19 protein-coding genes and 9 tRNA genes are annotated in these 23,594 nt (G+C 70.5%); 10 read left to right on the forward strand and 18 right to left on the reverse strand.

Annotated elements, in window-relative coordinates:
• Nucleotides 1-27 precede the first annotated feature (27 nt).
• Nucleotides 28-1,953: a nucleoside-diphosphate sugar epimerase/dehydratase gene (locus AB0G04_RS05375; protein WP_360976800.1), complete on the reverse strand. Its 1,926-nt coding sequence runs from the start codon at nt 1,951-1,953 to the stop codon at nt 28-30.
• A 486-nt stretch (nt 1,954-2,439) separates the two neighbouring features.
• Here AB0G04_RS05375 and AB0G04_RS05380 point away from each other — a divergent pair, with 486 nt between their 5' ends.
• Complete coding sequence (locus AB0G04_RS05380) at nt 2,440-3,621, forward strand: glycosyltransferase (RefSeq protein WP_360976803.1); 1,182 nt, start codon at nt 2,440-2,442, stop codon at nt 3,619-3,621.
• On the opposite strand, the gene AB0G04_RS05385 is transcribed toward AB0G04_RS05380, so the two are convergent.
• Entirely contained in the window at nt 3,536-4,114 is a 579-nt protein-coding gene (locus AB0G04_RS05385; RefSeq protein ID WP_360976806.1) for a VanZ family protein, read from the reverse strand. The genes AB0G04_RS05380 and AB0G04_RS05385 overlap by 86 nt on opposite strands.
• Nucleotides 4,115-4,175: 61 nt before the next feature.
• Entirely contained in the window at nt 4,176-4,781 is a 606-nt protein-coding gene (locus AB0G04_RS05390; protein WP_360976809.1) for a response regulator transcription factor, read from the reverse strand.
• Between the two features lie 975 nt (nt 4,782-5,756).
• Here AB0G04_RS05390 and AB0G04_RS05395 point away from each other — a divergent pair.
• From AB0G04_RS05395 to AB0G04_RS05405, 3 genes are all read left to right on the forward strand, one after another.
• The gene (locus AB0G04_RS05395) at nt 5,757-7,400 is read left to right on the forward strand and encodes a hypothetical protein (protein WP_360976813.1); all 1,644 of its coding nucleotides are present in this window, start codon (nt 5,757-5,759) and stop codon (nt 7,398-7,400) included.
• A 386-nt stretch (nt 7,401-7,786) separates the two neighbouring features.
• On the forward strand, nt 7,787-8,971 hold the full coding sequence (locus AB0G04_RS05400) for a MoxR family ATPase (RefSeq protein ID WP_360976816.1): 1,185 nt from the start codon (nt 7,787-7,789) through the stop codon (nt 8,969-8,971).
• Nucleotides 8,968-10,209 (forward strand): VWA-like domain-containing protein, encoded by a 1,242-nt coding sequence (locus tag AB0G04_RS05405; RefSeq protein WP_360976819.1) that lies wholly within the window; start codon nt 8,968-8,970, stop codon nt 10,207-10,209. Before AB0G04_RS05400 ends, AB0G04_RS05405 begins: the two co-directional genes overlap by 4 nt.
• Before the next feature lie 103 nt (nt 10,210-10,312).
• Here AB0G04_RS05405 and AB0G04_RS05410 read toward each other — a convergent pair whose 3' ends face one another.
• Nucleotides 10,313-11,884 carry a DHA2 family efflux MFS transporter permease subunit gene (locus AB0G04_RS05410; RefSeq protein ID WP_360976822.1) on the reverse strand — a complete coding sequence of 524 codons (1,572 nt, stop codon included), beginning with the start codon at nt 11,882-11,884 and terminating at the stop codon, nt 10,313-10,315.
• Between the two features lie 58 nt (nt 11,885-11,942).
• Nucleotides 11,943-12,545, reverse strand: a complete 603-nt coding sequence (locus AB0G04_RS05415; RefSeq protein ID WP_360976825.1) for a CPBP family intramembrane glutamic endopeptidase — start codon at nt 12,543-12,545, stop codon at nt 11,943-11,945.
• Between the two features lie 290 nt (nt 12,546-12,835).
• On the opposite strand from AB0G04_RS05415, the gene AB0G04_RS05420 reads away from it, so the two are divergent.
• Nucleotides 12,836-14,695, forward strand: coding sequence for an elongation factor G (locus AB0G04_RS05420; RefSeq protein ID WP_360976828.1), 1,860 nt, complete (start codon nt 12,836-12,838; stop codon nt 14,693-14,695).
• Between the two features lie 53 nt (nt 14,696-14,748).
• Here the strand turns inward: AB0G04_RS05420 and AB0G04_RS05425 are convergent, their stop codons facing one another.
• Nucleotides 14,749-16,203: a nucleotidyl transferase AbiEii/AbiGii toxin family protein gene (locus tag AB0G04_RS05425; protein WP_360976831.1), complete on the reverse strand. Its 1,455-nt coding sequence runs from the start codon at nt 16,201-16,203 to the stop codon at nt 14,749-14,751.
• On the reverse strand, nt 16,200-17,045 hold the full coding sequence (locus AB0G04_RS05430; RefSeq protein ID WP_360976835.1) for a GNAT family N-acetyltransferase: 846 nt from the start codon (nt 17,043-17,045) through the stop codon (nt 16,200-16,202). The genes AB0G04_RS05425 and AB0G04_RS05430 overlap by 4 nt, the downstream gene beginning before the upstream one ends.
• A 71-nt stretch (nt 17,046-17,116) precedes the next feature.
• On the opposite strand from AB0G04_RS05430, the gene AB0G04_RS05435 reads away from it, so the two are divergent.
• Together AB0G04_RS05435 and AB0G04_RS05440 are read left to right on the forward strand one after the other, a co-directional pair.
• Nucleotides 17,117-18,697 carry an MFS transporter gene (locus AB0G04_RS05435; protein WP_360976838.1) on the forward strand — a complete coding sequence of 527 codons (1,581 nt, stop codon included), beginning with the start codon at nt 17,117-17,119 and terminating at the stop codon, nt 18,695-18,697.
• Between the two features lie 35 nt (nt 18,698-18,732).
• Nucleotides 18,733-19,155: an NUDIX hydrolase gene (locus tag AB0G04_RS05440; protein WP_360976841.1), complete on the forward strand. Its 423-nt coding sequence runs from the start codon at nt 18,733-18,735 to the stop codon at nt 19,153-19,155.
• Here AB0G04_RS05440 and AB0G04_RS05445 read toward each other — a convergent pair.
• On the reverse strand, nt 19,133-19,720 hold the full coding sequence (locus AB0G04_RS05445) for a dihydrofolate reductase family protein (protein WP_360976844.1): 588 nt from the start codon (nt 19,718-19,720) through the stop codon (nt 19,133-19,135). The genes AB0G04_RS05440 and AB0G04_RS05445 overlap by 23 nt on opposite strands.
• Nucleotides 19,721-19,858: 138 nt before the next feature.
• Here AB0G04_RS05445 and AB0G04_RS05450 point away from each other — a divergent pair, with 138 nt between their 5' ends.
• Complete coding sequence (locus AB0G04_RS05450; RefSeq protein ID WP_360976847.1) at nt 19,859-20,497, forward strand: methyltransferase domain-containing protein; 639 nt, start codon at nt 19,859-19,861, stop codon at nt 20,495-20,497.
• A 108-nt stretch (nt 20,498-20,605) separates the two neighbouring features.
• Here the strand turns inward: AB0G04_RS05450 and AB0G04_RS05455 are convergent.
• The 9 genes from AB0G04_RS05455 to AB0G04_RS05495 all read right to left on the reverse strand — a co-directional run bounded on the left by AB0G04_RS05455 (nt 20,606) and on the right by AB0G04_RS05495 (nt 21,366).
• Nucleotides 20,606-20,681, reverse strand: a tRNA-Lys gene (locus AB0G04_RS05455).
• A 13-nt stretch (nt 20,682-20,694) separates the two neighbouring features.
• A tRNA-Pro gene (locus AB0G04_RS05460) sits at nt 20,695-20,769 on the reverse strand.
• 20 nt (nt 20,770-20,789) lie between these two features.
• A tRNA-Met gene (locus AB0G04_RS05465) sits at nt 20,790-20,863 on the reverse strand.
• 3 nt (nt 20,864-20,866) lie between these two features.
• A tRNA-Ser gene (locus AB0G04_RS05470) sits at nt 20,867-20,957 on the reverse strand.
• 11 nt (nt 20,958-20,968) lie between these two features.
• Nucleotides 20,969-21,042: transfer RNA gene (locus AB0G04_RS05475), tRNA-Leu, on the reverse strand.
• 15 nt (nt 21,043-21,057) lie between these two features.
• Nucleotides 21,058-21,130, reverse strand: a tRNA-Leu gene (locus AB0G04_RS05480).
• An 8-nt stretch (nt 21,131-21,138) separates the two neighbouring features.
• Nucleotides 21,139-21,211 (reverse strand) — tRNA-Gln (locus AB0G04_RS05485).
• A 5-nt stretch (nt 21,212-21,216) separates the two neighbouring features.
• Nucleotides 21,217-21,289: transfer RNA gene (locus tag AB0G04_RS05490), tRNA-Gly, on the reverse strand.
• 4 nt (nt 21,290-21,293) lie between these two features.
• Nucleotides 21,294-21,366: transfer RNA gene (locus AB0G04_RS05495), tRNA-Arg, on the reverse strand.
• Between the two features lie 342 nt (nt 21,367-21,708).
• Between AB0G04_RS05495 and AB0G04_RS05500 the strand changes: the two genes are divergently transcribed.
• Entirely contained in the window at nt 21,709-22,068 is a 360-nt protein-coding gene (locus AB0G04_RS05500; RefSeq protein ID WP_360976850.1) for a DUF2784 domain-containing protein, read from the forward strand.
• Nucleotides 22,069-22,118: 50 nt separating this feature from the next.
• Here the strand turns inward: AB0G04_RS05500 and AB0G04_RS05505 are convergent, their stop codons facing one another.
• Nucleotides 22,119-22,709, reverse strand: coding sequence for a TetR/AcrR family transcriptional regulator (locus AB0G04_RS05505; protein WP_360976853.1), 591 nt, complete (start codon nt 22,707-22,709; stop codon nt 22,119-22,121).
• Nucleotides 22,710-22,756: 47 nt separating this feature from the next.
• On the opposite strand from AB0G04_RS05505, the gene AB0G04_RS05510 reads away from it, so the two are divergent.
• Nucleotides 22,757-23,578, forward strand: coding sequence for a class I SAM-dependent methyltransferase (locus AB0G04_RS05510; RefSeq protein WP_360976856.1), 822 nt, complete (start codon nt 22,757-22,759; stop codon nt 23,576-23,578).
• Nucleotides 23,579-23,594 lie beyond the last annotated feature (16 nt).

A 23,594-nucleotide genomic window follows, 5' to 3' on the forward strand; every position in this document is an offset into this window, starting at 1 on the left:
TTCTGGCCCGGGGCTTGTGCCTGCGGCTCATGAACGCCGGCCCGGCGGGACGGCGGCGGTCTCGGGGCGGCGCTGCTTGGTGGTCATCACCGGGTGCGGCTTCTTCGGCAGTGCCGGGCTCTCCGCGAGCCAGTGCAGGACGGCGATCAGGTCCTCCCGCGGCGACGCCGGGTCGAGCAGCGACAGCACGGCACCGTCCAGCGGCGGCACCGGCGCCTGCGAGATGAGCGGGTGGTTCGGCCGGTGGTCCGGCTCGTCCGGGCCGAGCAGCACCTCGGACAGCTTCTCGGCCGGCCGCAGTCCGGTGTAGACGATCTGGATGTGCTGGTCGGCGGCGTCGGCGATGCGTTTGGCCACGTCGGCGATGCGTACCGGCTCGCCCATGTCGAGGATCAGCACCTCGCCCTTGCTGTCCAGGGCGCCGGCCTGGATGACCAGCCGCACCGCCTCCTGGACGGTCATGAAGTAGCGGGTCACGTCCGGGTGGGTGACGGTGATCGGCCCACCGGCCTCGACCTGGGCGGCGAAGGCGGTGAGCACCGAGCCGCGGGAGCCGAGCACGTTGCCGAACCGGACGCTGCAGTACGTGCCGGTCGCGGCGGCGTCGGCGGCCGCGGTCAGCCGCTCGGTGATCCGCTTGGAGTAGCCGAGGACGCTGCACGGGTCGGCGGCCTTGTCGGTGGAGATGTTGACGAGCCGGTCGACGTTGTGCCGCATCGCGGTCTGCAGGATCTGGTACGTGCCGATGATGTTGGTCTTGAGCGCCTCGGACGGGTGCATCTCCAGCAGCGGAAGGTGCTTGAGCGCGGCGGCATGGAAGACCACCTGCGGCTTGTGCTCGGTGAACACCTCGTCGAGGCGCTGCTGGTCGCGGATGTCGGCGACCACCAGGTTGCGGTCGTCGAGCTGGCCGCGTCCGTCGATCGACAGCTGCACCGCGTGCAGGCCGGACTCGTCGCGATCGAGCATCACCAGCTTGGCCGGGTTGAACCGGGCCAGCTGGCGGCACAGCTCCGAGCCGATCGAGCCACCGGCGCCGGTGACCAGCACACGCCGGCCCTCCAGGTAACCGGCGACGGCGGCCAGGTCGATGCCGACCTCACGGCGGCCGAGCAGGTCCTCGTGGCTGACCGGGCGGATGTCCTCGACGCGGACGGTCCTTCCGAAGAGCTCCACCACCGGCGGTACGACCTTCAGGTCGACGTTGAGGGGCTGCGCCAGGTCGGTCAGTTTGCGGATCAGGTCGGCGCCGGCGCTCGGGATCGCGATCACGACGGCCTCGGCCCGGAACCGGCGGACCACCTCGGCCATGTCGTCGCGGGTGCCGCGGACGGGCACGCCCATCACGCGGAAGGTGCGCTTGGCCGGGTCGTCGTCGAGCAGGGCGACCGGGACGTACGGGCTGCGCGGGCTGCGCAGCATGGCGCGGATAACCTGGGTGGCGCCCTCCCCGGCGCCCATCACGACGACCCGGGCGCCGTGCTCCGGCGACGGCCGCAGGCGGCTGTCCTGCATCGAGCGGACCGTGTAGCGCACGCCCGCGGTGAGGACCAGGGTGATCAGGCCGGCGCCGATGATCGCCGAGCGGGGCACGAGGCGGCCGAGCAGGGTGTCCAGGAGCAGGAGCGCCGGCGCGGTGACCGCGGCGGTGCGGACCAGGGCGGCGATCTCCTCGAAGCACCCGTACGTCCAGCGCCCGGTGTAGAGGCCGAAGTGGATACCGGCCGCGGTGTGCACCACGCCGGCGACCGCGGACAGCACCGCCAGGCCGATGAAGTGGACCTCGGCGACGTCGCCGTCATGGCGTAGCAGCGTCGCGATGAGCAGCGCGGTGGCCATTGCCGCCGCGTCGGTGACCGCACGCGCCGCGCGGCCCGGCAGGGCTCGGCGGTGCCACGGAACCGGGTGGGGACCCGGGCCGCGCCAGTCGCCGGGAGTCGCGTCGGCGCTCATGTCGCCGGACGCTCGTCGCCGTACCTGCATGGATTCCCCCTCGTACGATGCCGGCCCGGCCGGCCGCGGATTCCTTCGCTCGGACAAGGCTGTGAGACAGACTGCAAGACAAAAAGAAGCGAGTCGGCTCAATTACATTTCCGGACAGAAAATGTGCGCCGTGACTCGCTTACGCAACGCCCCTTCCGACCTTTCGCAAAATTAGAGTTGCAGTCGGGGAGGACGGTTTACAGTAGCAATTGTCATAGCCTACGTGAGGAAATCTCACCTTCGCCGTTCTATTGAGCACAGGCCCTTGATCGGCATTCTCCGGAGACACGTACGGGTACCCCCGGAGGGCCATTCGGCGGAGGATGTCATATCCACAGTGAAAAGCTCTCGCCTTAGGTATGACATCTGCGACTTGTAGTTGTGACGCAGTTTCGGCAGCGTCTTCAGGGCGAGCGTCGCAAGCGTTCTGTCGAGAATGCGACCGGGGGACAAAGGATGAGGGTGCTGCATGTCATCAGCACGCTGGGGCCGGGTGCGGCCGGGCACCAGTTGCGGTTGCTGGTGCGCCGGATGCCGCACGACAGCGAGATCGTCACGCTGGACGCGGGCGGTGACCTGACCGGCACGCCGGTGCACCGCGTCGGCAGCGTCCGGGACCACGATCCGGCCGCCGTGCGCAGGCTGCGCCGGCTCATGCGCTCCGGCCGGTACGACCTCGTGCACACCCACCTGTACCGGGCCGGCCTGCAGGGCCGGATCGCCGCGCGCCTGGCCGGCATCCGGCACATGGTCGCCACCGAGCACCACCTGGACGCCGAGACCATCGAGGGCCGGCGATTCACCCCCGGCGTGCGGGCGCTCTACCTGGCCGGCGAACGACTCGGGCAGGTCACCATCGCCCCGAGCCCGGCGATCGCCGCCCGGCTCCGCTCCTGGGGCGTTCCCGGCCGGCGGATCACCATCATCCCGAAGGCGATCGACGCGGGCGAGTTCCGGTTCGACCCGGGGGTACGGGCCGCGGCCCGGGCCCGGCTCGGCATCCAGGAGGACCGGGCCGTCATCGGCGGCGTGGGCCGGCTCGAGCCGGACAAGCGGTTCGACCTGCTGATCCGGGCGATCGCCGAGGTACCGGCCGCGACGCTGCTGCTCGTCGGCGACGGCCCGGCACGCGCCGCCCTGGAACGCCTCGCCGAGATCGAGGGCGTCGCCGGCCGGGTGCGGTTCGCCGGACCGGTCGCCCACCCGAGGGACATGCTCTGCGCCATGGACGTGTTCGCCTCCCCCGACCAGTCTTCGTTCGGCCTGGCCACGCTGGAGGCGGTCGCCTGCGGCCTGCCCGCGGTGTACGGCTCGTGCGTGCCGCTCGAGGAACGCGCCGCCGCGCGCGATCCGGTCAGCGGCACGTTCCGGCTGTCCCACGACCGGGAGTCACTGCCCCGGGCTCTGCGCGCCGAGATGCTGTGCCTCGCCGAACGGCGCGGTGGACGACTGCCGGCCAGATCGGCGGGCGAACCCTACGACGCCGACCGCTTGGCCGACTCGGTGAGCAGCCTCTACGAGACGATCTATGCCCGTCCGATGAAACGGCGGGTCATCGGACCTCTGCCGGGACACCGCGGGCAGTTCGGGCGAAAGAACAGCTTCCCACTGCCCGGCGGAAGTGTGCGGAACGCATGAGCCGGCGGAACGCCAGATAGCCGAGCCAGGTGCCGAGCGTGTTCGACATCAGGTCGTTCACATCCGCCCAGCGATTGCCGTCCAGGGTGAACAGCATGACCAGCTGCGTCGTCTCGATGGCCAGGCTGACGAGGAATCCGATCCGCACCAGCCGGCCCTCCTCCCGGATGCCGAACAGCAGGAACAGCAGGCCCGCCAGCGGCAGGGTCATCACCGTGTTCAGCACGAAGTCGAGCGGCCGCATCTCCAGCAGCGGGATGAAGATGAACCGGTAGTGGTCCGGGTCGTAGGCACCGCCCCAGGCCAGGTGCATCGGCAGCAGCGTCGCACCGAGCACGGCCACCGCGTACCACCCGGCGAACCAGCCCAGCGCCAGACGGCCGGGAGTCAGCAGCCCCCGGCGGCGCAGGAACAGGCCGGTCACGATCATCAGGGCGAGACCCAGGGGCAGCAGAACGGGTAGCGCCGGGATGTCTAATTGGTGGGTTGGCATCCGTTCCCACGCTACCCGCGGTGCGAGGCCATCAACTCCGCGGCCGTCAACTCCGCGGCCGTCAACGGAGCCAGCCCTGCTTACGTGCGATCCGAATAGCGTCGAGACGATTGCGGGCCCGGGTTTTCGAAATGACCGCGGAAAGGTAGTTCCGCACCGTACCGCTGGAAAGGTAGAGACGCCCGGCGATCTCCTTGACCGAATCGCCCTCCGCCGCCAGTCCCAGCACCTCCAGCTCGCGCGTGCTCAGGCCGCGATCGGTGTTCAGTGAGGCGGCCTGCAGCATCGGCGACACCACCCGCTCGCCACGCGCCAGACGCCGGACCGCATCCGCCAGCATCGCCGGGGAGGTGTCCTTGACCAGGAAGTTCAGGCCGCCGTTCCACCGGCGGGGCGGCAGCATGCCACGTTTCGACGGATCGCAGAGCAGCAGCATCGAACACGACGGGATCGCGGTGTGCAGCTGGTCGGCTATCGGCAGGACCTGGCTCACCATGTACTGCGTGTCGATCACGACGACCGCGGGCCACAACTGTGCGGCCCGCTGTGCCAGGTCGGCGCCGATCGGCAGCGTGTCGACGTAATGCATGTCCGGTTCGGCCTCCAGGAACGCACGCACCGCGACACCGAAATATCCCTCGTCTCTCACCACAACGACCCGGATCATCACACCACCCTCTGCGATGGACGCCGGCGCCGGCCGGTTCGTCGACCTGTCAGGAACGCAGGAAGCACATACCTTTCTATCGCCCCGTGTCCATTCGGACGATCGCGGGTCGACAGATCTTCCATTGATCGGGGAAAACGGCCGTCCTCCCAGTTCACAGGCAGTTCGTGCCAATACGGATCTTCACTGGACACACACTTAACGTAACGGGCCGGAGGACTCTGCGCACCAGCCCATGGCCGATCAACCGAGTCAGGTGTACCGGATCAACGAATCAGGGTGACGAAATGACCGGGACATCGATCAGTTACCCGTCGGAAACCCGGTCGATGTCGCACTTTTTCTGGACCAAAGGTACAACAATCTGATCGATTCTCGCCATTCCGGTCACCTGAAAGTGATGACGATTCCCCCTCCGCAACCGGACCGCTATCCGTGTGATTCAAGATCTTCCGGAAAACGAATCGACTTCACGCGTCCGAAAAAGATTAGCGATTCCCTCCGCCGGGTGACCCACGTTCCACCACTCATTCCGGTATATTCCGACATTTCTCGCACTTACCTTTCCGCGTAGCGGCGTGCGGGTGTTGGTCCCCGATGAAGGCCGGCCCGGGTTCGCCCGAGCCTTCGCTGTCCACTCCGGACCGCAGTGGGCCCGCGCCATCGCCTCGACGCGCGACGACCCAGCGCGTGCGGAGGACTGCTGTGCGACGGACGTACCGCCGGCGGCGCACCGCCACTTCAAGGCGGGCACAGAGCCGGGTGCCGGGAACAAAGCCACTGCTTCCGGCCGAGGTCAGCCGGTACAGGCCGGTCGCGTGCCCGTCGTCGTAGAGGGGGAGGCGGGCATGAGCCGGACGTTGGCATCGGCGTCAGAACCGGGGGTTGGCGGGGCCGGGACGAGGATGTACGCTCCCCGGCAATGAACACCTTCGCTTGTGGAACGGGGGTCTCGTCCGCAAAAGGTGAGTGCTGATGCGCTCCTTGAACGCGGACGGGCAGGCCCGTCTTATCAGTTGGCGGCACGTGCGGGAGTACGCCGTGCCGGCCTCGATGATCGAAACCGCAACCGCCCGCCGGCATGCCGGTGACTGGGCCGGTGCCTGCACTGCCGCACAGTTCGACGTGGATCTCGACCTGCGTACGATCGCATCCCTCCGGGGGCGGGAGTTCGCGGCGCTGGTCCGTGCCGATCTCCGGCGGCTCGCACCGGATCTGCTCCGATGGAACTTGCCGCGAACCGTCTCGGACGGCCTGCTGCGGCCCGGACTGACCATTTCGCTGGCGCGCTACACGTCGGCGGACCACTACGCGCACCTGGTGGTCCGGACCGCGCCGAGCTGGGCGGATTCCGGACAGCGGATCAGCCTGGCACTGTGGGATCCGGCTGCCGACGACACCGGGCCGCATCCCCGGCCGCGACCGGACCGGCGTTTCCGGCTCGACCTGCATCCGCATCTCTGGGCCGCCGATCGTGCCCACGAACTCGGGGAACGCTGCGGCGCCGACGAACTCACCGGCCCGCCGCGACCCGGCAGCCCGGCCGACACCCCGGACGGCGTTCCCGTCGGGCGCGGGTATGCGGCGCACCGCTGGGCGGCCGAGGCGACGATCCTGCGGAATGCCGACGGCTGGTCCGGCCCGGTCGTGGTCCGGCTCGGTAACGGCCGACGCGTCCTGCTGCCGGACGACACCGTTCCGGATGCGCCCACCGCCGCGGAACGGCCGCCCGTCCGGCGCGGTGGTCAGCCGGTACTTCCGTACGCCGCCACCTGGCTACCGCCGGACCTGGAACTCCTCCGGGCGGGGATGATCACCGCCGATCTTCTGCACCCGCTCGTCGCGGAAGGGCTGGCACCCGGCCGGCATCGAACCACGTTCGGGACGGCTGCATCCGGACCGCGCACGGCTTCATCCATACCGACGGTGGCCGGAACGGGGCTGACGACAGCCGCGCCCGGACCATCGTCGCCCGGAATCGGATCGGCAACAGCCAGAATACGACCCACAACGGCCGGAGCCGGACACTCGGTGGCCGGGACCCGGCCGACGAACGCCGGAAACGGGCAGGCCGGACACGGCCCAGCCGGGAACGCCCAACCCGGTTACGCCCAACCCGGGAACGGCCAAGCCGGAAACGGGCAGGCCGCGGCCGGGGATGACGGGGTTCGGCTGGTCGAGTGCTGCGGGACGGTGCACCGGGTGGCGCTCGTGGACGGACGGCTCATGCCGCTCGATCACGATGCCGAGGAGTTGGGGCGTGAGGAACTGCTCGCCGTGCTCGGCGGGCCACCGTTGCCGTGCCTGCGCGCGATCCGCACCGTGACCCGCAACCCGGAGAGTCTCGACGAGATCCGGACACGGCTGGTGCACGGCGACCAGGCGGGGGCCGAGGCTCTCGTCAGCGCACTGCTCGGGCCGGGCGCAAGGCTCGAGGGTGCGCTGGGTGAGGCGTTCGCGGCTGCCGCGGAGGGCCGGATCGAGCACGGCCTCTACCGGGCCGGGCTGGCCGCGCGGGTTCCGGCCGGCGTCACCGTTCCGTTCGGCTCCCGCAAGGAACGTCACGGCCGGCGCGGCCGCCCTCACCGGCTTCCGAAGAGGACCGCCCGCCTCCACTGACCGCCGGGCATGCGAAACCACGCGGCATTCCACCGACCCCAGCACCCGTGCACCCCAGCCACGCCGCCGGGCATACGAACCAACGCGGCATTCGCCAGACCACACCGCCCGCCCACCCCAGCCACGAAGCCGGGTCACGCCGGGCATCGACCGTCCGCGAGCGCCGCGACTCGCCAAAGGGCACGCCGGCCTACGGCAAACCGACACCCACCCACCGCGGACCGGCCTCCCACCGCAGCGAACCGAAACTCACCCACCACGGACCGGCACCCCGCCCACGGCAAGTCCTCCAGCGGCCCGCGGAATTCCGCGCCGTTCACCCGTACGCCCCCCATCGGATCCTGGTGGCCGAAGGCCGCCCTGTCTCCCCAAGGTGATCGAACTTGATGATTGTCGACCAGAACCTGCCCGTCGCCGCCGATCTTCTCGCCCTGCTGACGGCCACCGGCACCGAACCGCGGCCGGACAGCCAGCTGGAGGCGCTCACCCTGGCTGTCGCCGCGGATCTGCCGGTCCTGCTCTGGGGTGAGCCGGGCATCGGCAAGACCGCCACCCTGAACCAGCTCGCGGACGGGCTGGGTCTGCCGCTGACCACGGTGATCGCGAGTGTGCACGAACCGTCGGACTTCGCCGGCCTGCCGGTCGTCGGGGACGATCCGGCCACGCAGGGTGTGCCGATGGCACCGCCGGACTGGGCGGTCCGGCTGGTACGAGCCGGGAAGGGTCTGCTGTTCCTGGACGAACTGTCGACCGCACCGCCCGCGGTGCAGGCGGCGCTGCTGCGGGTGGTGCTGGAACGCCGGGTGGGTGCGTTGCGCCTGCCTCCGGGGGTACGCATCGTGGCGGCCGCCAACCCGCGGTCGTCGGCGGCCGACGGGTGGGAGCTGAGCCCGCCGCTGGCGAACCGGTTCGTGCACCTCCAATGGGCGTTCGAGCACGAGGTGGTGGTGCGCGGTCTGGGCGGCACCTGGCCGCGGGCGATGTTGCCGGCGCTGGACCGGGCGCGGCTTCCGGAGGCGGTGGCGCGGGCGCGGCGGGCGGTGTGCGGGTTCCTGGAGGCCCGGCCCACGCTGACGCACCGGCTTCCGGACAGCGAGGCGCGCCGGGGCGGGCCGTGGCCGTCGCCGCGCAGCTGGGACATGACGTTGCGGCTGGTGGCGTTCGCGTTCGCGGCCGGGGTGTCCCGGGAGGTGCTGTCGATGCTGGTCCGCGGCACGGTCGGGGACGGGCCGGGGCTGGAGCTGCTGGCGTTCGTCGATCGGCTGGACCTGCCCGACCCGGAGACGCTGCTGGCCGATCCGGCGGCGGCGGTCCTTCCGGAGCGGGGCGACCAGCGGCAGGCGACGCTCGACGGGGTGGTGGAGGCGGTCCGGAAGCGGCCGGATCGCCTCCGCTGGGAGGCGGCCTGGGCGGTGCTGGTGCGGGCGCTGGAGACGGGCGCCCCCGATCTGGTGGTGGTGCCGGCTTCGACGCTGGCCAAGCTGCGCCGCGACGAGTGGCCGGTCCCGGCCGAGATGGAACGCCTGGCTCCGGTGGTCGGCCTCCGCCGGCGGGTGACCGCGGCCCGATGAGGACCGGGGAGGTCGGGCCGCGGACGGTTTTCAGCGGCGCGGAGAGCGAGAGGTTGTACGCCGCCCGGCTGCTGGCCGTCGAGGCGCGCCCGTACCTGGCGACCGCGCTGTACGCACTGCGGCCGGTCGTGTCGTGGTCGGTGCCGACGATGGCCGTGGACCGGTACTGGCGGTGCTACGTCAATCCGGCGTTCCTGACCGCGACCCCGGTGGACCAGCTGGCCGGGGTGTGGGTGCACGAGGTGTCCCACCTGCTGCGCGACCATCACGGCCGGGGTGATCGGCTGGCCGCCGAGAAGGATCTGACCGGCCCCGGTGACCGGCTGCGGATGAACATCGCCGCGGACTTCGAGATCAACGACGATGTGTACGGCGACGGACTGCCCCGCCCCGAGGGCGCGGTCGTCCCGGAGCTGCTGGGCCTGGAGCCGGGCCGGCTGATGGAGGAGTACCTCGGGGAGATCGCCCTGGGCGTCTACGCCCGGCAGCTGGTCTGGCTGGACTGTGGTGGCGGCGCCGACGGGCAGGCCCGCCCGTGGGAACTCGGCCCGGATGGCGCGGACGGCCTCGACGAGCAGGAACGGGCACTGGTCCGCTATCGGGTGGCGCAAGGCATCGTGGGCCGGGGCGACACTCCGGCGGGCTGGCAGCGCTGGGCGGAGAAGGTGGTGCACCCGCCGCAGCCGTGGCGTGAGCTGCTGGGCAACGCGGTCCGTTCGGCGGTGTCGGCGCCGGGGGTCGGGGAGGACTACGTCTACAGCCGGCCGTCGCGGCGGTCGTCGAGCCTGCCGGGAGTGGTGCTGCCGAGTCTGCGGCGCCGCCCGCCCCGGGTGACCGTGGTGATCGACACGTCCGGTTCGGTGAGCGACAGCGAGCTGGGCAGCGCCCTGCTCGAGGTGGCCGCGATCGGTCGTGCCGTCGGTGGGCGGCGTGATCTGGTGCGGGTGCTGTCCTGTGATGCGGCCGCCCACGTCACGGACGGGATCTGCGAGTCGGAGGGGCTCACGCTGATCGGTGGCGGCGGCACCGACCTGCGGAAGGGGTTCGAGAGGGCACTCGCCTCCCGCCCGGACGTGATCGTGGTGCTGACCGACGGTCAGACGCCGTGGCCGGAGCGACAGCCGTCGTGCCGCACGGTGATCGGCCTGTTCCCGCGCTTGCGGCACGCCGGCGAGGACGATCCCGAATTCGAACGGGACCTGCCGCCGTCCTGGGCGCGGGTCGTCACGCTCGCCTGACGTGCGTCGGGCCAGGGATCTCGCCACCAGGCGGCTCACCCTCGCCGGATCGTCCGGTGCGGGGAACGGGGGGCCGTCTGGTGGCGTCCGGCAGCGGTGACGGTCAGTGCAGCACGACCGGGGTGGCGCCCTTCTCCTCGTCGAGCAGGTGCGACTCCTCCCGCTTGCGCGGCAGGAACAACGCCGGGATCAGGGTCAGCGCGGTGAGCACGAACCCGACCGTGAACGTGGTGGCGAAGGCGTCGGCCGCGAACTCCAGTCCCCGTTCCACGATGCTCGGGTCGGGAACCTGGACCTTGTCGGGGTTCATCGTGGCGGCGATGGCGAGGCCGGCCTCGGAGATCGGCGGGGTACCGGCCGGGGCGCCGGGCGGCGGCGGAACGGTCGGCGAGTCTTTGAGCTCGGCGGTGAGGATGACCGACATGACGGCGCCACCGACCGAGCCGGCGATCTGCTGCAGGATGTTGAGCAGGGTCGAACCGCGGGCCACCTCGTGGTTGGTGAGGGTGCGCAGCGCCGACGTCATGATCGGCATCATGGTGCCGCCCATGCCGAGACCCATGACGAAGAGCGAACCGCACAGCAGCACGTACGACGTGTCCGTGCCGACCTGGGTGAAGGTGAAGAACCCGCCCGCGATCAGCAGCAGCGCGAACGGCACGGTCCGGCCGACCGGTACCTTGTCGGCGAGCATGCCGGCGATCGGCATGGTCACCATCGCGCCGATGCCCTGCGGTGCCATCAGCAGGCCGGCGTGCAGCGTCGACTCGCCCCGGATCTGCAGGAAGTAGCTCGGGAAGAGCAGGCCGGCACCCATGAACGCGACCGTGAAGACGGCGAGGGTGATCGATGCGACGGTCAGGTTGCGGTTGCGCAGCAGCCGCAGGTCGAGCAGCGGGTGCGCCGGCTTGAACGAGTAGAACACGAACCCGATCACCAGCAGGGCGCCGGCGAGCATCGGCATCCACACCTTGTCCGACGTGATGCTCTGCTCCTCCGGCAATGTGGACACGCCGTAGAGGAAGAGCGCGAGACCGGGCGAGAGCATCAGCATGCCGACGAAGTCGAACGACTCGGACGGCTCCGGGCTGTCCTTCGGGAGCACCAGCTGGGCGTAGATCAGTGCACCCGCGCCGATCGGCAGGTTGATCAGGAAGATCCATTCCCAGCTGTACGCGTCGATCAGCCAGCCGCCGAGGATCGGCCCGCTGATCGGGCCGAGCAGCATCGGGATGCCGAGAACCGCCATGAGCCGGCCGATCCGCTCCGGGCCGGCCGCCCTCGTCATGATCGTCATGCCGAGTGGCATGAGCATGCCGCCGCCGAGGCCCTGCAGGACCCGGTACGCCACGAGCTGGCCGATGCCGTCCGCGGTCGCGCAGAGAGCGGAACCGAGGGTGAACAGCAGCAGCGCGGCCATGTAGAGCCGCTTGGTGCCGAACCGGTCGGCCGCCCACCCGGACAGTGGGATCACCGTCGCGAGGGCCAGTGTGTAGCCCGTCATGGTCCAGGCGACCTCGGCGTAGGTCGCGCCGAACTCCTCCTGGAAGGTCGGGATCGCGACGCTGACCACGGTCACGTCGAGAATTGACATGATCGCACCGAGGACGACAACCCCGGCGATCTTGAGAACGGCGCCGTCCAGTTTCGCCGGCGCCGCGGGTTGACTGCTCACAACATCTCCACAGGTAGGGCGGCTTTCCGGAGCCTAGCGACGGGGTACGACAGGGGTCTCAGGATTTATCGGGGCCGCCGGATTCCGTGGACACCGATCGGCGCGCCCATGCCGAGGCGAGTATTCCCAGGCCATTCGCGGTCCAATGGAGCACGAAGGGGGCCAGAAGTCCCCCGCCGGCCAGCCGGAGCACGCTGAGAAGAACACCCGCGAAGGTGGTGAACGCCACTTCCCTGGTGTCCGGAAGATGCCACAACCCGAAGAGCACCGCCGTCACCACGGTTGCCCAGACCGCTCCGTGGCCGGAGTAGATCAGTCCCCACAGCACCCCGCGGAACGCCACCTCCTCGAAGATCACCGTCGAGAACGGCACCCCGGCGAGTGCCCGGCGGACCGGGTCCAGGAAGTCGCGGGCGGCCAAGGCCCGGCGCGCCGCGGGGATCCGGAGCGCGATCCCGTATCCGCCCGCCGTGAGCAGGGCCGCGCCCAGCGCGTAGGCCCAGCCGGAAAGGGTGAGGCCCGCCGCGGCGGGAGTGAGACCGGAGACCGCGACCAGCAGGATCGCCGCGATCGGCCCGGTGAAGGGCTGTGCCCGCGCCGGGCCGCGCCGGTTCCAGACCCGCACCAGCGCCATGATCAGCAGCACCATGACGACGGTCATGAATGTCAGATTAATCGGTCGACGCCGGTGGACGGACCTCTCTACCGTTGGCCCATCACCGCGACAGGAGAGGAGACACGGCCATGCGTTACCGCACCGCCGTCGTCATCCCCGTGTCGCGTTTCGAGCTGATTCTCGTGTCTGGTGCGGCCGGCTCCGGCTGCGCCACCGGGGCTGGTCGCTGCCTGTAACAGGCGCAGTCCGCCACCCGCAGACCGGCTGTCGCACACCGCTGTCCCGAACGCGCTGAGACAGCGGTGGCGCAGCCAGAGACTCGAGAGACAACCGTCATGAACATCCGCAACATCGGCATCCTCGCGCACGTCGACGCCGGCAAGACGACACTGACCGAACGCGTCCTCTTCGCCACCGGCATGACCTGGAAGACCGGCGACGTGCACGACGGCAACACCGTGACCGACTTCGATCCCCAGGAGCGCGATCGTGGCATCACCATCTTCGCCGCGGCGGTCAGCTGCGAGTGGGCCGGTCACCGGCTCAACCTGATCGACACACCCGGCCACGTCGACTTCTCCGACGAGGTCGAACGCTCACTGCGCGTACTTGACGGCGCGGTCGCGGTCTTCGACGGCGTCGCCGGTGTCGAACCGCAGTCGGAGTCCGTGTGGCGGACCGCCGACCGGTACGGCGTTCCGCGCATCGCGTTCGTCAACAAACTCGACCGCGCGGGCGCCGATCTGGACGCCGCGGTCGCCTCGATCCGGGACCGGCTCGAGGTGACACCGCTGGTCCTGCAGGTACCGATCGGCCGGGAAGGCGGCTTCACCGGCGTGACCGGCCTGGTCGACCAGCCACCACCGGAGGCCGCCACCGCCCGCAAGCTGCTGGAGGAGGCGGTTGCCGAGCTGCACGCGGACGCTCTGGAGGAGCTCGGCGACATGTCCGACGCGACGCTCAAGCGGGCGATCCGGGAGCTGACGCTGGAGCGCCGCGCGGTGCCCGTGCTGTGCGGTTCTGCCTACCGCAACAAAGGTGTCGAGCAGCTGCTCGACGCGATCGTCGACTACCTGCCCGCACCCGCCGGCGACGCGGACGGCCATCCGGTCGCGCTCGTCTTCAAGAAGCGGGAACGACTCAGCTACCTGCGCGTCTACGAAGGCACGATCACGAAGGGGGATGTCATGTGGGACGCCGGCTCCGGCCGTACCGAAAGAATCTCCCGTATCGTCCGCGTGCAGGCCGACCGGCACACCGACGCCGACCGCGCGGTGGCCGGCGACATCGTCGCCGTCACCGGTCTCAAGGCCGTCCGCACCGGCACCACCCTGTCCAGCCGGCAGCATCCGGTCGTGCTGGAGGCGCCGCGGACGGCCGAGCCGCTGGTCTCGGTGGCCGTCGAGGCACGCACCCGATCCGAGGCCCAGCGTCTGCCGGGCGCTCTCGCGGCGCTGGCGGAGGAAGACCCGTCCCTGAGCGTACGGACGGACGCCGAAACCGGTCAGACGCTGCTGTCCGGTCTGGGTGAACTGCATCTGGAGGTTGCCGTGGAGAAACTGCGGCAGGCGACCGGCCTGGAGATCACCACCGGCCGCCCGCAGGTCGCGCTCCGTGAGGCCGTCACCGGCGGCGTCACCGGCGTGGTCCACCGGCACGTCAAACAGGACGGTGGCGCGGGCCAGTTCGCGCACGTCGTCCTGAACGTCGAGCCGCTCGACGGCACCGGCTTCGCGTTCGCGTCGACGGTGACCGGCGGACGGGTGCCGGCCGAATACGTGCGGGCGGTCGAGGTCGGCTGCCGGGAGGCGCTCGCGGGCGGCCCGCTCGGCGGTCACCCGGTGGTCGGGCTGCGCGTCACGCTCACCGACGGTCAGACGCACGTCAAGGACTCGTCGGAGATGGCGTTCCGTGCGGCCGGCCGGTTCGGGCTCCGCGAAGCGCTGCGCGTCTGCACGCTCACGCTGCTCGAACCGGTCGCCGAGGTCACGGTCAGCGCGCCGCCGGACACGCTCGGCGCGGTGCTGGGCGATCTCGCGGCGCGTCGCGGTCAGGTCACCGACTCCTCGGAACGCACGGTGACGGCCACGGTTCCGCTTGCCGAGCTGTTCGGGTACGCGACCCGCCTGCGCAGCCGCACGCACGGCCGGGGCACGTTCACCAGCCGTCCGGCCGGTTACCGCCCGGCGGTATGAGTGACGGGCGGGCCCGGGGTTCTCCCCGGGCCCGCCTCAGTCCCGGGTCCGCCTCAGTCCCGGTCCAGAGCCAGCGCCAGCCGCCGCTGCCAGTGCACCGCGTCGCCGGGCACCCCCGGGTACTCGTCGGCGAAGTTGTCCCAGTCCACGTCGTACCAGCTCAGCGGCGTAGCGGCGGAGAAGTCCAGCGCCTCGTCGCCGAGCTCGGGAAGCAGCAGCTCCCGCACCAGCGCCACGTCCACGGTGGTGTGTTCGGCGAGCAGGGCGGCGTCGTACAGGTCCTTGCCCTGCGGGTAGCGGTCGGTCGCCAGCCACAGCAGTTTCCAGGCCAACGACAGCTCGGCAGTCGCCCCGAGAACCAGCGTCGCGACACCCGGCAACGCGACCGGCTCCGGATCGATCGGCAGCCGCTCACCGAACACCACGTCGATCTGGACGCTGCCGTCCGGGACTCCCGGCGCCGAGAACGGGATGACCAGACGGCGGCCGTCGGCACGCTCGTACGTCCAGATCGCCGACTCGGCGGTCTCATCGGACCGCAGGCCGGCGCCGGACGCCGCCGCTTTGATCCCGTCGAGCAGTTCGGTGGCGTTCCGGCTGTCGCTGCTCACGTTCACCGGTACGACCACGAAGTCCAGATCGCCCGGCCGCCGGGCGTCGTCACCCACCCAGGCCCGCATGAGCGCGCTGCCCCGCAGCACCAGATGCTCCGCCCACCGGCTGCCGCCGAGGACCGTGAGGAGCCGGTTCATGGCCGCGTCCCGGGCCGCGCGCCACTGCCTGCCGAGTTGCGGGTCGGCGAAGACCGGCTCCCCCGGCCGGTACGCGTTGCCGAACTGTTTGAGCGCCGGGTCGAAGGCGGGCCGCTGGCCGACCTCACGGCCACCCGGCACCGGCCGGAACGTGTCCGGGAGCTCCGCCAGGCCGGGCCGGATCACGTCGCGGTTCACCGTCCACAGCCGCCGCGGGGCCACCGGGGTCAGCCAGCCGGTGTCCCAGCCCGGATTGCTGTCGTGCCGTACGCACCACCGCTGGATCGAGGCGATGTCGAGATCGGCCTCACGCAGGGCCGCCGACAACTGAACCAGGCTCGCGGCGGCGGCCTCGGGTCCGGAGCCCGGCAGACGCTGGACGACGAGACGGCGCGGATCCCGGCACAGCCCGGCGCCGTGGGCCTCGGCGAGGTCGGCGAGCGCGAGCATGCGTACCACCCGGCCCGGCTCCGCCCGCAGCTCCACGTGATGCTCGAAGTCCCGCTCGCCCGGCCGGGCCTCGTCGGCGGGGACCAGGGTCCGGGTGCGTACCGGCTGGAGCCACCGCCGTTCGGTCCGTTCGATCACGCCGGTCCACTCGCGGACGGCCGCCGCACCGCCGGGAACCACGAGCATCGGCTGCGAGCGCTGCCTGCCCCGGTCCAGCCGGACGTGCCGGAACTCCAGGCCGTGCCGGTCGGCGAACCCGGCGAGCTCCCCGGCCAGCCCTCCCTCCACGGTGATCGAACTGATCACAGATCGGCCTGGTACAGGAGGCTCCGGTGGGTCGGCGCGTAGCCGAGCGCGTCGTTGACCCGCCGCATCGCCGTGTTGCTGTCCGCCGTGTCGGCGAGCAGGCCGGCCAGCTCCGGGAACCGCCCCCGGACGTGCGTGATCTGCTGCGCCTTCATCCAGCGGGCCAGCCCGCGCCCGCGGTGTTCCGGCAGCACCCCGGTCCCGTAGTGCTGCCCGTCCCCGGTCCCGTCCCCGGCGACGACCACCTCGGTGAACCCGGCGATCTCGGAGTCCGCCCCGATCGCCGCCGTGGTCAGGAGGATCTCGCCACGCTTGGCCACCGCGTCGGCGATCCGGTGCAGCCGGGGCACGTCCCACACGTCCGGCTCCCAGGCGGCGTCGTCCATCGGCATGTCGTCCATCGCCTTGCGGGACCGCGCGAACGTCTCGGCCAGCTCGTCCGGAACCGTGCCCTCCCAGTGGATCAGCCGGTACCCGCCCCGCTCCGGTTCCGGAACCCCGCTCCAGGACGAGAGATCCAGGCGGGTGTACGTGAGAGCCAGCACCCGCCGGAGCCCGGCCGCGACACAGAACGCGTCCCCCTCGGACCCTTCCGCCACCGCGTCACCGAGCAACGCCGTGAGTCCCCGCGCGGTGCCCGCCGACTTCGCCTCGTTCAGCAGCCGGGTGCCGACCCCGGACCGCCGCTCGGCCGGATGCACGGTGATCCGCAGCTCACCGGTCCGCGCCGAGGCCGGTGCCCGCAGGAACGCCGTGCCCAGCGGCCGCCCGTCGGGTCCTTCGGCGATCCACGCCGGGAAGTCGGAGCCGGGCTCCACGAGAGAGACGATGCGCGAGGTCATGCGGGTATTGTCGCCCACCTCATCCGTGCCGGGGGATGCCGCCGGCATCGATCGTCAGCACGCTGCACCACATGACGGGGGACGCGAGGACCACAGGCCGGCCGGCACGACTCGGCATCCTGCTGTCGATGGCCATGTTCGTCCTCGTCGTCGACACCTCGCTGATGAACGTCTCGATCTCCGCGGTGGTCCGCGACCTGGACACCACGGCGAGCGGCGTACAGTCGGCCATCGCCCTGGAGGCCCTGGTCTCCGCCGCCTTCATCCTGATCGGCGGCAAGATCGGCGACCTGATCGGACGCAAGCGGGCCTTCGTGCTGGGCCTGCTCGGGTACGCGGTCGGCGCGCTGGCCATGACCATCGCCGACAGCCTGCTCCCGATCGTCATCTGCTGGGCACTGATCGGCGGCATCGGGGCGTCGCTGCTGCTGCCGTCCATGCAGTCACTCATCCACGGCAACTTCGAAGGGCCCGAACAACGCCGGGTGTACGCCATGGTCGGCGCCGCCGCCGCGATCGCCGCCGCGGTCGGGCCGCTGATCGGCGGTTTCATCACCACGTTCCGGTCCTGGCGGGTCGGCTTCGCACTGGAGGTCGTCATCATCGCCGCGGTGCTCTCCGGCGTCGGCCTGATCCGCGACGTCGAGTACACCGGACCGCGGCGCATCGACGCCGTCGGCTCGGTGCTCTCGGTCCTCGGCATGGGCGGCATCGTCCTCGGCATCCTGGTGTGGGAGGAGGGCGGCGACGCCGTCCTGGCACTCATCGCGCTCGGCGTCCTCGGGCTGACCGGTCTCGCGTACTGGCTGGTCCGCCGCAAGCGGGCGAACCGTCCTGCCCTCCTCGACCCGGACCTGTTCCGGTCGGCGCTGTTCCGGACCGGCATCACCGCGCAGATGCTGCAGCAGATCGCTCTCGGCGGCCTCATGATCGCCCTGCCGATCTATCTGCAGATGGTGCTGGCGTACAACGCCCTCGAAGCCGGCCTGTCGCTCGCCCCGCTCTCGCTGAGCATGTTCGCCGTCGCCCTGCTGGCCGGGCGCAAGGCCGGGAGACGGCGACCGGCGGTCATCATCCGCACCGGGTTCCTGCTGCTCGGCATCGGCACCGCGGCCCTGATCCCGCTGGTACCGCGGGCCGGTTTCGGCTGGCAGCTGCTGATCCCGCTGGCGATCGCCGGTTCCGGACTCGGCCTGCTGGTCTCGCAGCTCAACAACTTCACCTTGTCCCCGGTCGAGGAGGAGCACGTCAGCGAGGCCGCCGCGGCCAACTCGGCGGGCGGCTCCTTCGGTCTCTCGTTCGGCCTCGCCACGGCCGGCGCGATCATGCTGGCGACTCTCGCGTTCTCGTTCACCGACCGGGCCGGGGAGAGCACCGTACTGAACCCGGCCCAGCAGCAACAGGTCGCCGCCGCCCTGCGCAGCGACGCCGAGGTGATGACGAACGAGCACCTGGAAGCCCTTCTCCAGGACCAGTCACCCGAGGTACGCGAGGAGATGGTCCGGATCAACACCGAGGCACGCCCGATCGCGCTGCAGATCGCCCTGCTGCTGCCCCTGCTCGCCGGGCTGCTCGGTCTGCTCACCTCGTTCCGGATGACCCGGCTGCCGGACCCGCGACCGTCCGGCGGCGACAGCGATCTGCTCGGCTGAATCGCAACCGGTTGTCACCTGGCCGGTACATCCGGATGCCATCATGCCGGGATGCGTTCAACGGTGGCGGCAGTGCACAACGTGGTGACCAGGCTGGAACCGATCGACAACCTCGAGGGCGAGCACCGGGGACACGCCCTCGGCTGGTCGGCGAGGACCCCTGGGACACCGCGACGCGGGAGATCGAGGAGGAACTCGGCATCCACGCGAAGGTGTCCGCCGAACCCCTCTTCCTGACCGTCACCGAGACCGTCGGCATCGATGCCGGGCACACCGACGTGAGCCTCTGGTACGTCGTCGAGATCCCGCGTGACCAGCACCTACGGCCCGACGCCGCCGAGTTCCACAGCATCCGATGGTGGAGCCGCGACGAGATCGGAAAGTCCGACCCGGCCCTGTTCGACCCGCACCTGAACCGCTTCCTGCGGAAACTGCCTAACGCAGAACGCGGAAGGTGAGGTGGGTGACGCCCCGGCCCTCGATCACCTCCGGATCGCTGAGCCGGATCGGCGCCACCTCCTGCGTACCGAACAGGCTGGTGCCCGTGCCGAGCAGCACCGGCACCAGCGACACGACGAGTTCGTCGAGCAGGCCCGCGTCCAGGTACTGATGCGTCAGGGTCGGCGTGGACACCGACACCGTCCGGTCCCCCGCCACCTTCTGCGCCGCCTCCAGCGCGTCGATGGCGTCGGGGTGGAACGACGTCTCCGATCCGGCACGCGGCCAGCCGGCCGGCACCGAATGGCTCACCACGAAGACCGGGCACCCGGCCGGATGCCGGCCACCCCACCCTTCGGTACGGTCGAACAGCCGCCGCCCGCAGATCAATGCCCCCGCTCCCGCCAGCGCCGGTTTCAGGAACCCGGCGCTCGCCTCGGTCACGTGGAACACCAAGCGTGGATCGGCGCTCGGCACCTCGACGTCGCCGTTCTGGTACCAGCCGAACAGCTCGGCCACATCGTCGTTCTCATCCGCGACGAACCCGTCCAACGACATGGACAGGGCAGCGATGACCTTGCCCATGGCAGGCCTCCTCAAGCGCATCCCTACCCGCAGGCTTCTCCATCCCGGACGTTCACGCAAGCCGTTCACCCAAGCATCCGCCCTGCTGAGGCCCTCGTGCGCAGGCCTCCGAGCGATGGACCCGGCTATCCTCAGGAGATGGGCCAGGAACCGCAGGAACTCGTGGCGCACGGGTACGACACGGTCGCCGAACGATATGCCGAACTCGAACGCGACGCCCCGTGGCCACGGGCCGCCTGGCTCGACGACCTGCTCGCCCGGCTGCCCGACGGCTCGCCGGTGCTCGACCTCGGCTGCGGCAACGGACTGCCCGCCGGTGAACGGATCGCCCGCCGCCACCGTCTGACCGGCGTCGACGTCTCGCCCCGCCAGGTCGAACTGGCGCGGGCGAACGTGCCGGCCGGCGAGTTCAGCACCGGTGACATCCTGAAACTCGACCATGCGCCCGGCAGCTTCGCCGCGGTGACCGCCTTCTACACCTTCGACCACATTCCACGCGAACGACTCGCCGAGATGTTCGGCCTCGTGCACACCTGGCTCGCCACCGATGGCTACCTGCTGTGCTGCGTCGAGATCGAGGACCTGCCGGGCGTCGTCGCCGACTGGCTGGGCGCCCCGATGTACTTCAGCTCCTACGAACCCGACGTCACCCGCCGCCTGCTGACCGAGGCCGGCTTCGACATCGTCCGCGACGAGATCCAGGCCCAGTCGGAGGGCGGCCACGAGGTCAGCTACCTCTGGCTGCTCGCCCGCCGGCGGCACCGGGCGGCCTCGTGAACTCGGGTGGCCGACCGGAAGCACGGAAGCCCGCTGCCGGACCTTGCTGCTGTCCCCGTGCTCAGCAGCAAGGTCCAGCAGCGGGCTACCCGCTCCGACCAGGTGTGGTGGTGCGCCGCCAGGGACTCGAACCCCGAACCCGCTGGTTAAGAGCCAGCTGCTCTACCTGTTGAGCTAGCGGCGCGTCGTGCCGTACGTCGGGTCGGCGGGATTCGAACCCGCGACATCTCGCTCCCAAAGCGAGCGCGCTGACCAAGCTGCGCCACGACCCGTGTGTTCCTCTTGTCCCCCGTGTCGCCGGGTGGTCTCGAACCACCGGCCTCCGCCTTATGAGGGCGGCGCTCTGGCCCGCTGAGCTACGGCGACGTGCGGAGAGCGGGAGATTCGAACTCCCGGCAAGGGTTACTACCCCTGCTGCGGATTAGCAATCCGCCGCCTTAGGCCACTCGGCCAGCCCTCCACTGTGTTGCGTACCCGGAGAGGGATTCGAACCCCCATCCTCCGAACCCTGAATTCGGCGCCTCTGCCAGTTGGGCTACCCGGGCTTGATCAAACGTGCGTGCCCTCGGCGCGATTCGAACGCGCACCGTCCAGATCCTCGGTCTGGTGCCTCTGCCGTTGGGCCACGAGGGCGGGTGAAGCTGCGGGCGGAGGACTCGAACCTCCAACCTCCGCGACCAGAGCGCGGCGTGCTGCCGGTTGCACCAGCCCGCATCAAGAGTGGTTACCGGGCCTCGAACCCGGGACCTCCGCCATGGCGAGGCGGCGCTCTACCGTCTGAGCTACAACCACAATGCGTCCCCGGAGAGATTCGAACTCCCGACACCCGGATCCGTAATCCGGTGCTCTTTCCGCTGAGCTACGGAGACATTGACATGTCGTTCGCTGTGGAATTTTCAAAGAATGTGCGTACGAAAAAGCCGCCCAGTCCGGGAATCGGAGGGCGGCGCGCTGGTCACTAGCTGACTGCTAGTCGCGCCACCGGCCCGGACGTCGGCCGAGACCACGCAGGCTCGGGCCGCTCAGGACGGGAAGACTCGGAAGGAGGGACATCAGCTGTCGCATCTGCTTGCCGGACATCGTCTCCCCCTCTCGGTTCTTCCGCCTGCCGAGTCCGTCTCGGTGGGCGTGAATACAAAGATAGGCAGCAGGGCGGCCTCCGTCCAACGAATTAATCGACAGTTTCTTCGAGGAGACGGAGACTGGCCGGTATGGGTTACCGGATCCTGGCCGAGACCGCGATGGCGGTGCACTTCCTGTTCATCGTGTTCGTGGTGCTCGGCGGGTTTTTGGCGTGGCGCTGGCCGCGAGTGATCTGGCTGCATCTGGCCGCTGCGGCGTGGGGTCTGTGCATCGTGCTGTTCGAGCTGAACTGCCCGCTGACCCACGTGGAGGACCGGGCCCGGGAACGGGCCGGGCAGTCGGGCCTGAGCCGGGGGTTCATCGACACGTACCTGACCGGGGTGATCTACCCGGAACGGTTCCTCGACGAGGTCCGGCTGCTGATCGCGGTGGTGGTGGCGGTCTCCTACGCCGGTGTCGTCATCCGTTGGCGGCGGCGCCGGGGTTGACGGCCGCGAACCTCAACGGGCGGCGATGCCAGGGATGACGGCCAGGACGCTCATCGGGGGCCGACGCTGGGGATGATCGCCATGACCGTCCGGAGCAGGTCGTCCGGCGTGGGTGCCGGGCCGGTGCGGTCGGCGTGGAGCAGGTGGGCGGTGCCGATCAGGATGGCGCCGAGGGTGGCGGGGTCGGCGGTGGCGGCGATCCGGCCCCGGGCGCGTTCGTCCTCCAGGTAGTCGGCGAGGATCTCGGCGGCCCGGGTGAGAACGGGGATGCCGGCGGGCCAGGTCTCGCGGAGCCGGGCGCGCAGGCCGTCGCGGAACGTGACAAGCGCGACGATGGCGACCGCGACGGAATCGAACAGGGCGGTCAGGGCGGCGGCGACGTTCCCGGCGACGGTTCCGGTGCCGGCAGCCTCGCGCAGGAACAGAACCTGCGCGTCCATGCGGGTGGAGCGGTCGAGGACGTACTCGGTGAGGAACGTGTCGAAGTCGGTGAAGTGCCGGTGCAGGACGCCTTTGGCGCATCCGGCGCCGACGGTGACGGCACGGCTGGTGAGCGCTTCGGGACCGGATCTGAGCAGGATGCGGTCGGCGGCGTCGAAGAGTTGTTCGCGCACGTCTCGCAGGGCCACACCGGTCGGCACGCAAGCGAATCTAGTCGAGTGGGCAAGCGCCCATTTAGAGTGGGCGCATGCCCACTAACCCTGGCCACTCCCACCACGCCCGCTCCCACGATGCCGGCCACCCCCACGATGCCGGTCACCCCGCGGACCCGGACCGGCGGAGGATCGCCCTGTCGTTCGGCATCGACGCCGAGCGCTACGACCGCACCCGGCCCCGCTACCCCGCGGCCATGATCGAACGGATCGCCGCGGACGCCCGTGACCTGCTCGACGTCGGGATCGGCACCGGCATCGCGGCCCGGCAGTTCCGCGACGCCGGCTGCCGGGTGCTCGGCGTCGAACCCGACCCGCGGATAGCCGAGGTGGCGCGCCGGTCCGGGTTCACGGTGGAGCAGGCCCGGTTCGAGGAGTGGGAGCCGCGCGGGCGGACCTTCGACGCGGTGGTGGCCGGGCAGACCTGGCACTGGGTGGATCCGGTCGCGGGCGCCGCCCGGGCCGCTCAGGTTCTGCGGCCGGGCGGGCGGCTGGCGCTGTTCTGGAACACCGTCGAGCCACCGGCCGGGCTGGCCGCCACATTCGCCACGATCTACCGGCGGGCGGCGCCGAGTCTGCCGTTCGACCCGTGGGCGGGCGCCGACCCGTACGCGAGCGTCGCGGAAAAGGCGACGGCCGGACTGGATGCGGCGTTCGAAGCGGCCGAGGTGTGGCGGTACTCGTGGGAGCACGAGTACCGCCGCGAGGACTGGCTCGACCAGGTGCCGACCGCCGGCGGCCACCATCTGCTGCCGCCGGGCGAACTGGACGCGTTGCTGGCCGGGCTAAGCGAGGTGATCGGCGAGCGGTTCACCATGCCCTACACGACGATCGTGGTCACCGCGCGGAAGACATAGGGCACCACGGTCGTGG

Origin of the sequence: Actinoplanes sp. NPDC023801, assembly GCF_040639655.1 — a bacterium.
Classification (GTDB): Bacteria; Actinomycetota; Actinomycetes; order Mycobacteriales; family Micromonosporaceae; genus Actinoplanes.

Coding starts and splice junctions, on each gene's coding strand:
- AB0G04_RS05420 (WP_360976828.1), top strand. CDS start 12,836: ATGAACATCCGCAACATCGGCATCCTCGCGCACGTCGACGCCGGCAAG.
- AB0G04_RS05510 (WP_360976856.1), top strand. CDS start 22,757: ATGCCCACTAACCCTGGCCACTCCCACCACGCCCGCTCCCACGATGCC.
- AB0G04_RS05400 (WP_360976816.1), top strand. CDS start 7,787: ATGATTGTCGACCAGAACCTGCCCGTCGCCGCCGATCTTCTCGCCCTG.
- AB0G04_RS05395 (WP_360976813.1), top strand. CDS start 5,757: ATGCGCTCCTTGAACGCGGACGGGCAGGCCCGTCTTATCAGTTGGCGG.
- AB0G04_RS05390 (WP_360976809.1), bottom strand. CDS start 4,781: ATGATCCGGGTCGTTGTGGTGAGAGACGAGGGATATTTCGGTGTCGCG.
- AB0G04_RS05415 (WP_360976825.1), bottom strand. CDS start 12,545: ATGACCGTCGTCATGGTGCTGCTGATCATGGCGCTGGTGCGGGTCTGG.
- AB0G04_RS05405 (WP_360976819.1), top strand. CDS start 8,968: ATGAGGACCGGGGAGGTCGGGCCGCGGACGGTTTTCAGCGGCGCGGAG.
- AB0G04_RS05430 (WP_360976835.1), bottom strand. CDS start 17,045: ATGACCTCGCGCATCGTCTCTCTCGTGGAGCCCGGCTCCGACTTCCCG.
- AB0G04_RS05500 (WP_360976850.1), top strand. CDS start 21,709: ATGGGTTACCGGATCCTGGCCGAGACCGCGATGGCGGTGCACTTCCTG.
- AB0G04_RS05450 (WP_360976847.1), top strand. CDS start 19,859: ATGGGCCAGGAACCGCAGGAACTCGTGGCGCACGGGTACGACACGGTC.
- AB0G04_RS05385 (WP_360976806.1), bottom strand. CDS start 4,114: ATGCCAACCCACCAATTAGACATCCCGGCGCTACCCGTTCTGCTGCCC.
- AB0G04_RS05445 (WP_360976844.1), bottom strand. CDS start 19,720: ATGGGCAAGGTCATCGCTGCCCTGTCCATGTCGTTGGACGGGTTCGTC.
- AB0G04_RS05440 (WP_360976841.1), top strand. CDS start 18,733: ATGCCATCATGCCGGGATGCGTTCAACGGTGGCGGCAGTGCACAACGT.
- AB0G04_RS05380 (WP_360976803.1), top strand. CDS start 2,440: ATGAGGGTGCTGCATGTCATCAGCACGCTGGGGCCGGGTGCGGCCGGG.
- AB0G04_RS05435 (WP_360976838.1), top strand. CDS start 17,117: ATGACGGGGGACGCGAGGACCACAGGCCGGCCGGCACGACTCGGCATC.
- AB0G04_RS05375 (WP_360976800.1), bottom strand. CDS start 1,953: ATGAGCGCCGACGCGACTCCCGGCGACTGGCGCGGCCCGGGTCCCCAC.